This window comes from Nonomuraea zeae, assembly GCF_005889725.1.
GTDB lineage: Bacteria > Actinomycetota > Actinomycetes > Streptosporangiales > Streptosporangiaceae > Nonomuraea > Nonomuraea zeae.
The window spans coordinates 1-10,206 of the sequence record NZ_VCKX01000382.1 but is presented as its reverse complement, the minus strand read 5'-3'; the positions used below and the strand labels follow the sequence as shown (position 1 = coordinate 10,206).

Genomic DNA, 10,206 nt, shown 5'->3' with positions numbered 1-10,206 from the left:
GCCCTGGCTCCCGCTGCCACCCTCGCCCCGCCTCCACTCCTGCCCTTGCCCTTGCCTTCGCCCTTGCCCTTGCCCTTGCCTTCGCCCTCGCCCTCGCCCTCGCGCTCGCGTCGGAGAGACGAGCGCCTGACCGCCTGCCTGCTGCCTCCGTAACCTCCCGAAGGCTCTCGGAAGTCTCCGGAGGCTGCCGGCCCCGCCCGGCGGAAGCGTCTGACCCCCTGTACCGGCGCGAGCGCGCCTGGCCGCGCAACCCCATCACCCGCCATGTGCTCTGTTCCGCATGCGCGGGCCACCTCCTACGACGACGATCGGATCCCGCGTGCTCACAGACCTCCGGACGGCCCTGCCATCGCGCCAACGCGCCGCCGTCCTCGCGGATCACCGTGTCTTCGCCGTGCTCCTCGCACTGGCCGCCGCGCTTCGCGTGGTCACGATGCTCGGCTACCGCCCCGCCCAGCTCTACTGGTACGACTCCTTCACCTACCTGGACACCGCCGTCCACCTCGCGCCCTCGGCCACGTTCCACCCGAGCGGCTACCCGCTGCTGCTCAGGGCCCTGTGGCCGGCCCACAGCGTCGAGCTGATCGCGGCGGTCCAGCACGCCATGGGCCTGGCCGTCGCCGTGATGCTCTACGCGGTGCTGCGCCGCAGGTCGCTGCCCGGCTGGGGTGCGGCGCTGGCGACCGTGCCGGGGTTGTTCGACGCCTCGTTCCTGCGGCTGGAGCACGCCGTCCTGTCCGACACCCAGTTCATCTTCCTCATCGTGGCGGGGCTGGCCGTGCTGATGTGGTCACCGGTGCTGTCGGCCCGCGCCGCGGTCGCGGCCGGCCTGCTGTTCGCGCTCGCCGCGCTCACCCGTACGATCGCGCTGCCGCTGCTCCTCCTCGTCCTGCTCGTCCTGGCGGTGCGGCGCGCGGGCCGGCGGCGGCTGGCCGCGCTGGCCCTGGCGGGGACGCTGCCCCTGGCCGCGTACGCCGCCTGGTACGGGCAGCACCACGGCCGGTACGCGCTGAGCGGCGCGGACGGGGTCGCGCTGTGGGCGCGCACGATGACCTTCGCCGACTGCCGGATCGTCCAGCCGCCACCGGAACAGGCCGTGCTCTGCCCCAACGGCACGGTGGTGGACGCCGCCTCCGAATACGTGTGGGCGCCCGGATCCTCGATCAACCTGCTGCCCGGCGACCGGTTCCGGCACAACGACCTCGCCCGCTCGTTCGCGCTCCGCGTGATCGCCGCCCAGCCGCTGGACTATCTGCGCGAGGTCGTACGCGACACCTCCATCGCCTTCTCCTGGACTCCGATCGCCCACCCGGCCCGCGTCACCCCGGCCTTCGGCTTCAGCCGCGGGCACTGGTCGCTGCCCGACCAGCCGCTGATCGGCAAGGTGCGGCAGGAGTACGACCCCGGCATCCGCGCGATGTCGCCGGTCGGGCCGTACGCGGACTTCCTGATCGCCTACCAGTACGTCGCCTACCTGCGCGGACCGCTGCTGGGCGCGATCCTGCTGCTCGGCGCGGCCGCCGCCGTGCGGCGGCCGCGTATCGCGCTGCTGCCGTGGGCGATCGCGATGGGCCTGCTCGTCGCCCCGGTCGCCGTCCTGGACTTCGACCACCGATACGTGCTGCCCGTGATCCCGGTCGCCTGCCTCGCCGCCGCGCTGCTCTTCCCGCCGAGGCCGCCCAGCCCGCCGCGGGCCCCTACCCGTTCAGGACCTGGCGCAGCGTGACGGCGAAGGCGTCGGGGTCGCCCGCCATGCCGAACTCACCGCCGAGGAAGCCGCCGTGGCCGCTGGGGAAGACCACGGGCTCGGTGCCGAGGCGTTCGGCGACCGCCAGGCCCGAGCGGCAGGCCATCTCCCCCTCCGATTCGGCGCCCACGCCGATGACGATGCGGGTCCGCGCCGCGCGCAACGCGTCGAAGTCGTGCTCGTAGTGCGTACAGCTGATGAGGTTCTGCCTGAACAGCACGTCGTCGCGGGAGCCGTCGTCCTCGGTCGGCATCCCGAACTCCGCCGGACTCCGCACGGGCAGTTCGGCGAGGTCGGCCGGGATCTCACCCCGATGGCTGGTGATCGCGATGAACTTCGCCATCGCCGCGCCGAACCCGTCGCGGTCGTACGTCTCGCGCATGTCCACCACCGCGGCCAGCGCCTCCTTCCGGTCCGGGAGAGCCTGGGCGGCCGGGGGCTCGTGCGCCACCAGCGTACGGACCCGCTCCGGGTGGCGGGCCACCAGCGCCAGCCCGTTGACCGCGCCCCCGCTGCTGGCGAAGATGTCCACCGGCCCGCCGCCGAGCGCGGCGATCAGCCGGTCCAGGTCGTCGGCGTGCAGGTCGGGCGTCGACTCGGCGGCGCCGTCGGTCCGCTCGCTGCGCCCGATCCCACGCGGGTCGTAGGTCACCACCGTACGGTCCCCGAAGTGCCCCGCCAGGGTGGCGAAGCCGGTGGCGTCCATCGGCGAGCCGATCATCAGCAGGATCGGCTCGTCGCTCGTTCCGGCCTCCCTGACGTCGTAGTGCAGGATCGCGCCGGGCACTTCGAGGGTGTGGGTCTTGGGCTCGGTCATGTGGTCGCTCCTTCTCGGGATGTTTGCTAGGTAGACCGGCGAGAGCGACAAAACTCATCGGTCATGCCACGTTACGAGCCCTCCCATCTTGCGCCCGTTCAGGCGGCACTTGCGCCGATTCGGGCATCCCCTTTTGCCCCTGTTCAGACATGCTCTCCTACGCCGGCTCAGGCGGCCGTCACGGTGCGCCAGCCGAAGGCGACGGCGCCGGCCAGGAGCACCGCTCCGGACAGCACCCCGCTGACGAGCGGCACCCACGTGACCGCCCCCGCCGAGGCCAGCACGAGCCCGGCGGCGCCGAGCAGGGAGAGGATCACCCCGGGCACGGCGATGCTCCGATCCCGCCACATCGGCGCCAGCACGATGAAGTGCACGCCGACCACGAACGCCACCCACGCCACGTTGGCCTGCTCGGGGCTGCCCAGGGCGGACAGCAGCCGGACCCCGCCGAACAGCAGGATCGCCTCGGCGGCCACGACGATCAGGTAGCCCTTGCCGAACATGTTCGGCCGCGCGCCCTCGGCAGGCCGCGCGCCCTCGGCGGGCCGCCCCCTCCGCGCGGTGACGAACCACATGGCGATGACGCTCGCCGCCCCGAGGCCGGCGGCGATCCGCAGGAGGTTCACGGTCAGGCCGTTCAGCGGGCTCTGGGCGTTGACGATGACGAACACCGCGCCGAAGATCGCGCCGATCAGCAATCCAGTCATTCGTTGCATGACAGCATTTAATGGCACGGGACGGTCCGCGCGCATGGGTGCTGGGGCGAGAACGAGGTCGGCCCAGCCCTACCTCACCGAGGGCGAGAGCGAGGTCGGACGGCCTTACCTCACGGTGCCGCGCAGGTAGGCGAGCACCGCCAGCACCCGCCGGTTGTCATCCGCCGTCGCGGGCAGCTCCAGCTTGCCGAACACGCTGGCCACATGCTTGCCGACGGCCGCCTCCGTGATCGACAGGGCGCGGGCGACGGCGAGGTTGGACCGTCCTTCCGCGATCAGCGCGAGCACCTCTCGCTCGCGCGCCGAGAGCCGGTGGATCGGCTCGGTGACCTCCCTGGCCCTGGCCCAGGTCTGCTCGAACAGGTCGATGAACGTGGTGATCAGGCTCTGCTGCCTGATCACCAGGGCGCCGGGCGCGTACGCGACGGGCGTGACCCGGAGAAAGGCCACCGTCCGGTCGAAGACGAGCAGCTGCTGGATCGGCTCGTCGACGACCCGGTGCAGGTCACCGGCCGCGTGCAGCTCCCTGATCCGGGCCGCCTTGGCCGGGTCGTCGAGCATGCTCGCATGGATGATCGTACGCATCGCCAGGCCGTCCCGGAGCGCGTCGAGCACCCTGCGCCGGCTCTTCTGCTCGTCACGGGCCTTCTCCGTCGAACCCACCGGATGCATGGCGCGCAGCTCGCGAGCCGAGCCGGCGGCCTGCGCGATCTGGCGGCGGACGAGCTCGTTGTCCTCCAGCCGCTCAACGTCCACGGGGATGCCGCGCAGCTCGCCCACAACCTCTTCCAGCCGGTGGGCGAGCTGGGCCAACGACAGGCTCTCGTCCACACGCCTCCTTCGCCGATCAGGTCCCCACCCAGTTTCCCAGGCCGGCGAAGGTGCGGAGACTGCGGGCACGTAGTCCGGAGCCGGCCGGCCAGGCCGTGCTCGGCGAAGTGCCGCGCGAACTCGGCCGCAGTGACGGTTGGGTGGCGTACGCGGCGTCGCGGGAAGCGCCGGCCGGCGGGATGCCTGGCGGGGTCGCGTGCCGCGATAAAAGAGAGCCCGGAGCCCGCCATCCTCATCTGCGTTTAAGGATGACCGTCTAGGTTGGCGGCCGTGCTGGTGCAAGAGGAAGCGAAGACGGCGCGGCCGGTGCGGCGGCGCCGCCGGGTGTGGGCCGGGCGCCTGGTCGTCGGGGTGGCCGGGCTGTTGGCGCTGGGGACGGCGATGCGGGTCGGCGGGCTGGAACAAGGCGTGTTCCTGGTGCCGATGGTCGCCTTCACGCCTTATTTCGCGATCGCGGCGCTGATCGTGCTGGCGATCACGGTCGCGATGCGGCATCGGGTGGCGATCGCGATCATGCTGGCGGTGTGCGTCTGCCTCGCCTGGTGCGTGCTGCCCCGCGCAATAGGCAGCACCGCCCCCGCCGCATCGGCGGGGTCACCGGCCGGCGACGGCCGGCTCTCAGGAGCGTCTGCCGCCACGCTCCCCACGGCGGCGTCCGCCGCCAGCGGACAGAACGCGGAGACCTCCGCCGTTGGTGGGCAGGTCGCGGAGGCGCCGACCGCCGCTGGGGCGCGGAGCCTGCGGATGCTGACCGCCAATCTCAACGGTGGGCGTGGGGACGCGACGGTCATCGTCGACCTGGTGCGCAGGTTGAACATCGACGTATTCAGCGTGCAGGAGCTGACGTGGTCGGCCCGTGATCGGCTGGCGGCGGCCGGGCTGGCGACGCTGCTGCCGTACCAGATCAGCGAGCCGGAGTTCCGCGGCCCTGAGGGCAGCGGTGTGTACGCCCGCTATCCCCTGAGCGTGAAAACCGGGTTGTTCCAGCCGGTCGGGCACCACATGCCGGTGGCCGAGGTCGCCGTGCCCGGCGGGTCGGCCGTGGAGGTCGTGGTGGTGCACCCGGTCGCGCCTGTGCCCTCGACGGTGCCGGAGTGGGAGGCCGGGATCGCCACGCTGCCGCCCGCACCCGCTACGGGGCCGCCGCGGATCCTCGCGGGCGACTTCAACGCGACCCTCGATCACGCCGTCTTCCGGCAGCTGCTGTCCACCGGTTACACGGACGCGGCGGCGGCCACCGGGGAGGGGCTCGTGCCGACCTGGCCGAAAGGGCGTGGGCTGCCGCCGCTGGTGGCCATCGACCACGTGCTGACCGACACCCGGGCCTGGGCAGTGGACGTACAGGTGCACGACCTGCCGGGGTCCGACCATCGCGCGCTCTTCGCCGACCTGCGAGTCCAGCCGTAGAGCCCGTCCCGTTCGAACGGCCCTCGCGATCCGTCCTTGCGATCTGTGCTCGCGATCGGCGCGGACGAGCGACCTGAACGAGCAGTGCGGACGAGCGGCCCGGACGAGCGGGGCGCTTGATGGACTCGGATGAGCGGCACCGTCCGGCTCAAGGGCGTGACGCGCTGTCCGGCGTAGGGGCGTGTGGGGCGGTCAGAGGTAAGGGCCGGCGTCGGGGCCGGCCGAGGGCGGGGGCGGCCCTTGCAGGTCGGGGCGGACGGCCTGGAGGCTCAGCCCGGTCCGGATCCCCTGGAAGATGCCGTCGAGCCACCCGACCAGTTGGGCGTGCACGATCCGGATCTCCGTCTGGCTGAGCGGGCTGGACGGCGGCGGCAGGAGGCGGGCGAGCTCGTCCCGGAGCTCGGGCGCCACCGCCTCCGCGATCTCCTCCACCGCCCGCGCGTGAATGCGCCCCAGCTGAACGCGGGCATGCTCGTCGAGAGGCAGCCCTCGAGCCTCGTCGAGGAGCGAGCGGGCCATGGCGGTCACCCGCAGCAGCCTGGCGGGCTCCCTGATGCGTTCGACCTCGGTTTCCATCGTCGGGTTCGGAGATTCGGGCTGGACGTCGTCATCGTCGTCGAATCTGTCCGGCCGGTTCGGACCGGGTGTTGCGGTCATGTCAGCGTCCCCGTGGTTGCCGAGCGCTCGAAAGCGCGGTCACGAGGGACCCTGCCCCGTATATCCGCACCTCACGCCCCACGTCAGGTACAGCGGCGTCCTCGCGCGAGCCCGGCTGCCGAGGCGCGGGAAGCCATGATCAGCGGGCAAACCTGTCCCTGGCCAAGGATTGTGAGCGATGCGGCAAAGGTACGCCCTGGTGGGCGGCGGGCCTGCCGGGGGACTTCTGCCGACGAACTTAGACTCACGCCGATGAATCCATCGATAACACCGCGAGGGTGTCTGGTGTCGGCTGGTTTCGCGGTGGTGCGGCTCCGCACCTTCCCGACTGCGCGCTGACCCCGTACGCCGCGCTGTCCCCCGTTTCGGGCGGGTTCCGATGCACGCCCTGTCCGGTCGTTCATGGTCGTTTGCTGGTGGCTCGGGAACGCGGTTCCCGCGTCCATCTCCGGCGGATTCACGAGTACGGCTTCTTGTCCACGTACCTATTCAGATGGGATTGATCCGAGCATGAGCGGCGAGCAGCGGAAGCTCGAGCTGACCGGGCCGCAGATCGTGGGAAGCGCCCTGGCCGCGGTGACCGCCGCGGTCGCGGCCTCCTACCTCGGCGTGTCGGGCACCGTCATCGGTGCCGCGCTGATGAGCGCCGGCACCACGGCGGGCACCGCCGTCTACTCGCACTATCTGAAACGCACCGGCGACAAGGTCAAGCAGCACACGGTGAGCGCCCGGCGCGGGCAGGTCGCCGCGGGCGAGTCGCGCGGCGGGACGTCCACGCTGGTCGAGAGGCCGGCCGCGGCGCGGCGCGGGAGGCTGCCGTGGGCGCGGGTGAGTGCCGTGGCCGCGCTGGTGTTCGCCGTGAGCATGGGGAGCATCCTTGCCTACCAGGGCGTGGCCGGCCGTACCGTGGCCGACCAGATCGCCGGCAAGCCCGAGAAGAAGGCCGAACGAGAGCGGCCCCTGATCAGGCGGGACAAGCAGCCGGAGCATCTCGTACGCATGCCGCCGACGCAGCCGGTCGCGACTCCGTCCGCGAAGGCGTCCCCCAGCCCGGCCGGCACCCCGACGGTGACGACGGCACCGACCGGCGCACCGGCGGCGACGCCCGCACCGGCGAGCACGGCCACGGTCTCCGGCTCTCCTTCGCCCGAGCCGAGCCTGAGCCAGCCCGAGGTGAGCGCCGGGGCCTCGCCGCCCGCCGCCGTTCCTCCCCCGTGGGCGGACGAGCCGGAGGAGTCGAGGGAGGACGTCGCACCGGCCGACCGGCACCTGACACGTTGACGCCCGCGCCTCCCGCGCCGAACGCGCCACGCCCTTGGCCCGCACGGGGCGGGGGCGTCGCGGGCTGCGAAGGGTCGATGGTCGCGCGCAGGGGTCGGGCGGGCTCGCTCATCAGAAGTCTGCGTCAGCGATGAGCTCCCCCAGCGCCGGTGCGGCCGTGGCCATCTCGTCGTTGTCCCGGTGGGCGGCAAAGGCGTCGGCGTCGAGCTCGGACCCAGAACTGGTCAGGGTCGTCCCCGGACCGGTGCAGAACCTGGATCAGCGTGCCCGGCTCCTCCTCGACCTGCTCGAACAGGGGCCGCAGCGCCGCGATCAGCTTCTCGCCCTTGCCGTGCTGGGCCTTGACCCGCGACAGCAACGCGACCTTCGCCGTCCGAACGCTCCCCTCGCCAGAAGAACCCGGCTCAGCCCAGGTCGGCCACGCGGCGGACGGCGGGGGCGACGTCGCGCTCGATCCACTCGGCCACGGCCCCTGTGGGTGGCCGCAGGATCACGGTGTCGACGCCGAGCTTGGCGTATTCGGTCACGTCCTCGGTGAAGACCTTGAGGTCGTCCTCGGTCAGCACGTCGCCCAGGTAGAGCACCGTCTTGCGGATGCGGGCGTAGTCGCGCCCCGCCTCGTCGCAGTGGGCGCGCAGCACGTCGAGCTTGTGCGCCAGCTCCGCGTGGGAGGGGCCGATGAAGTTGCACGCGTCGCCGTAGCGGGCCACCAGCCGCAGCGTCTTGCGCTCGCCACCGCCGCCGATCATGATCTCCGGGTACGGGGTGCTCACCGGGCCCGGTACGCACCGGGTCTCGGCGAGGCGGTAGTGGGCGCCCTCGAAGGGCCCGTCGTCAGCGGGGTCCCACATCTGCCGGCAGATGCGCAGCGTCTCCTCCAGCCGCTCGAAGCGCTCGGCGAGCGGCGGGAAGGGCACGCCGAGCCCGTGGTGCTCGCGGTCGTACCAGGCCGCCCCGAGGCCCAGCGTGGCCCGGCCGCCGGACAGGACGTCCAGCGTGGTCACGATCTTCGCCAGCAGGCCCGGGTGGCGATAGGTCACGCCGGTGACGAGCACGCCGAGCCGTACGGTCGAGGTGTGGGCGGCCAGATAGCCCAGGGCGGTGTAGCACTCCAGCATCGGCTCCTCGGGGCCGCCGACGTGCTCCATCTGGAAGTAGTGGTCCATGACCGACAGCCAGCTCACGCCCGCCGCTTCAGCCGCCGCACCGGCAGCGGCCAGCTCCAGCCCGAGCACATCCGTACCCTGGGGGTGATCGAACCGCATCATGTGGACGCCGAGCTTCATGCCGGCCTCCTTCCGCCATGAGACCTACACCGGTCGAGTGGCCGGTTGAGACGACACTAAGACCTTGAGCGCGCTCTAGGTCAACTCCCTTGCCGGCTCAGCGCGGCGCTCCCCCAGCCCGCGCCGAGCCGGTCGGGAACGCCCGGCCGGCGCCAAGCTCAACCCCGTGAAGTCCAGGCAGGCGAACCGTTCAACCCCCGTGAGGTCCAGGCAGGCGAACCGCTCAACCCCCGCGAGGTCCAGGCAGGCGAACCGCTCAACCCCCGCGAGGTCCAGGCAGGCGAACCGCTCAACCTCCGTGAGGTCCAGGCGGGTGAGCCGCTCAGGCCGGTGGGGTCCAAGCCGGTGAGCGGCCGAGCATCGCCACCACCCGGTCCAGCGCCGTTGCCCCGTCGCCCGCCGCCACCCCGGTCAGGAACGCCCGGCCTGGGCCGCGGGTCCCCGGCGTGTCGGGCACCTGCGCGGTCAGCGGCAATGCCGCCTCAGCCAGGTCGGCGTCCACGTTGGGCGGCACGCCGAGCGTCTTGGCGAAGTCCCAGCCGTGCACCACGCAGTCGATGAAGTGGAAGCCGATCGCCTGTGCCGCGGGGAAAGGACCGCCGTCGCGAACCTCGGGCAGGTGGAAGGGCCGCTCCAGCACCCCGTCGGCGGCGAAGGCGTCGATCACGGCCTGGACCGAGGCCGTGTGCTCGGCCACCGGGTCGTCGCCGAGCGGTCTCGGCTGCCACATCTCCAGCTCCGACCGCTCGCCGGTGGCGGCGAAGGCGAAGCCGTGGTTCTGGACGATCTGGTGTTCCAGCAGGTCGCGCAACGCCCAGCCGGCGCAGGGCGTGGGCCGGTCCAGGTCGGCGGGCTTGATCGTGGCCACCAGGTCGGCGGTGGCCTGCACGGACCGCCTGCTCAGTTCGATGAGATCGGGCATGGCATCGTCCTGTCGTACTCGGGAGTCCATTGATCGAACTGACAGACGATAACGGACCTCCAGCGAGTCGCAGCACGCGGGATCCCGTTGAAGCGCAGTCGTCGCTCAAGGTCGGCGCCGCGTCCCCCGCCCTGCGCCAACCGGATGAGCGTGGCTTCGTCGGGCTGGGAGATGATGGGCCGCCGCCCATGGCGCGCTCTGTGCCCGTGCCACGCCAGGGCGTCCCTCGTCGCCTGGATCGCGCCTCGACCAGGTGCCGGTCACTGTGGGTGGCGACCCTGGGTAGGGCGGGGCGAGCGGTGCTCGCGAAGAGCGTGCCCGCCCGACCTCCGCGCGCCGCCGTCAACCGGCCGCAGGCCGCCTGCACCCGCTCGGCGCGGGCGGAGGGCGTCGTAGATGGACGGGCGTCGTAGATGGGCGGACGCGAGCGATCAGCGCGGGCGACCGCCGAGGGGCGAGCCAACCCCGTGGCCGTCCCGAACGGCCAACCCGGACAGCCAACCCGGGACAGCCAACCCGGACTGTCTCTTCTACACATCTCC

The 10,206-nt window shown here is 72.2% G+C and carries 9 protein-coding genes; 3 read left to right on the top strand and 6 right to left on the bottom strand.

Features of this window, described 5'->3' with window-relative positions; translation table 11 throughout:
- Positions 1 to 319: 319 nt before the first annotated feature.
- Positions 320 to 1,726 (top strand): hypothetical protein, encoded by a 1,407-nt coding sequence (locus ETD85_RS55565; protein ID WP_240780048.1) that lies wholly within the window; start codon positions 320 to 322, stop codon positions 1,724 to 1,726.
- Here the strand turns inward: ETD85_RS55565 and ETD85_RS55560 are convergent.
- The 3 genes from ETD85_RS55560 to ETD85_RS55550 all read right to left on the bottom strand — a co-directional run bounded on the left by ETD85_RS55560 (position 1,698) and on the right by ETD85_RS55550 (position 4,111).
- Positions 1,698 to 2,564 carry an alpha/beta fold hydrolase gene (locus ETD85_RS55560; RefSeq protein WP_138697923.1) on the bottom strand — a complete coding sequence of 289 codons (867 nt, stop codon included), beginning with the start codon at positions 2,562 to 2,564 and terminating at the stop codon, positions 1,698 to 1,700. The genes ETD85_RS55565 and ETD85_RS55560 overlap by 29 nt on opposite strands.
- Before the next feature lie 167 nt (positions 2,565 to 2,731).
- Positions 2,732 to 3,271 (bottom strand): hypothetical protein, encoded by a 540-nt coding sequence (locus ETD85_RS55555; protein WP_206059498.1) that lies wholly within the window; start codon positions 3,269 to 3,271, stop codon positions 2,732 to 2,734.
- A gap of 114 nt (positions 3,272 to 3,385) precedes the next feature.
- Positions 3,386 to 4,111: a helix-turn-helix transcriptional regulator gene (locus tag ETD85_RS55550; RefSeq protein ID WP_240780047.1), complete on the bottom strand. Its 726-nt coding sequence runs from the start codon at positions 4,109 to 4,111 to the stop codon at positions 3,386 to 3,388.
- 270 nt (positions 4,112 to 4,381) lie between these two features.
- On the opposite strand from ETD85_RS55550, the gene ETD85_RS55545 reads away from it, so the two are divergent.
- Positions 4,382 to 5,518, top strand: a complete 1,137-nt coding sequence (locus tag ETD85_RS55545) for an endonuclease/exonuclease/phosphatase family protein (RefSeq protein WP_138697921.1) — start codon at positions 4,382 to 4,384, stop codon at positions 5,516 to 5,518.
- Between the two features lie 192 nt (positions 5,519 to 5,710).
- Here the strand turns inward: ETD85_RS55545 and ETD85_RS55540 are convergent, their stop codons facing one another.
- Positions 5,711 to 6,175 (bottom strand): proteasome activator, encoded by a 465-nt coding sequence (locus ETD85_RS55540; RefSeq protein ID WP_138697920.1) that lies wholly within the window; start codon positions 6,173 to 6,175, stop codon positions 5,711 to 5,713.
- Between the two features lie 510 nt (positions 6,176 to 6,685).
- Here ETD85_RS55540 and ETD85_RS55535 point away from each other — a divergent pair.
- The gene (locus ETD85_RS55535) at positions 6,686 to 7,456 is read left to right on the top strand and encodes a hypothetical protein (RefSeq protein WP_138697919.1); all 771 of its coding nucleotides are present in this window, start codon (positions 6,686 to 6,688) and stop codon (positions 7,454 to 7,456) included.
- A gap of 404 nt (positions 7,457 to 7,860) precedes the next feature.
- On the opposite strand, the gene ETD85_RS55530 is transcribed toward ETD85_RS55535, so the two are convergent.
- Positions 7,861 to 8,742: an LLM class F420-dependent oxidoreductase gene (locus ETD85_RS55530; RefSeq protein ID WP_138697918.1), complete on the bottom strand. Its 882-nt coding sequence runs from the start codon at positions 8,740 to 8,742 to the stop codon at positions 7,861 to 7,863.
- A gap of 322 nt (positions 8,743 to 9,064) precedes the next feature.
- A complete protein-coding gene (locus tag ETD85_RS55525; RefSeq protein ID WP_138697917.1) occupies positions 9,065 to 9,664 on the bottom strand; it encodes a TIGR03086 family metal-binding protein in 600 nt (199 codons plus the stop codon).
- Positions 9,665 to 10,206: the final 542 nt, after the last annotated feature.

What these genes read in the sequence shown, in the direction of transcription:
- ETD85_RS55560 (WP_138697923.1), bottom strand. Translation starts at nt 2,564, where the DNA reads ATGACCGAGCCCAAGACCCACACCCTCGAAGTGCCCGGCGCGATCCTG.
- ETD85_RS55535 (WP_138697919.1), top strand. Translation starts at nt 6,686, where the DNA reads ATGAGCGGCGAGCAGCGGAAGCTCGAGCTGACCGGGCCGCAGATCGTG.
- ETD85_RS55540 (WP_138697920.1), bottom strand. Translation starts at nt 6,175, where the DNA reads ATGACCGCAACACCCGGTCCGAACCGGCCGGACAGATTCGACGACGAT.
- ETD85_RS55555 (WP_206059498.1), bottom strand. Translation starts at nt 3,271, where the DNA reads ATGACTGGATTGCTGATCGGCGCGATCTTCGGCGCGGTGTTCGTCATC.
- ETD85_RS55530 (WP_138697918.1), bottom strand. Translation starts at nt 8,742, where the DNA reads ATGAAGCTCGGCGTCCACATGATGCGGTTCGATCACCCCCAGGGTACG.
- ETD85_RS55525 (WP_138697917.1), bottom strand. Translation starts at nt 9,664, where the DNA reads ATGCCCGATCTCATCGAACTGAGCAGGCGGTCCGTGCAGGCCACCGCC.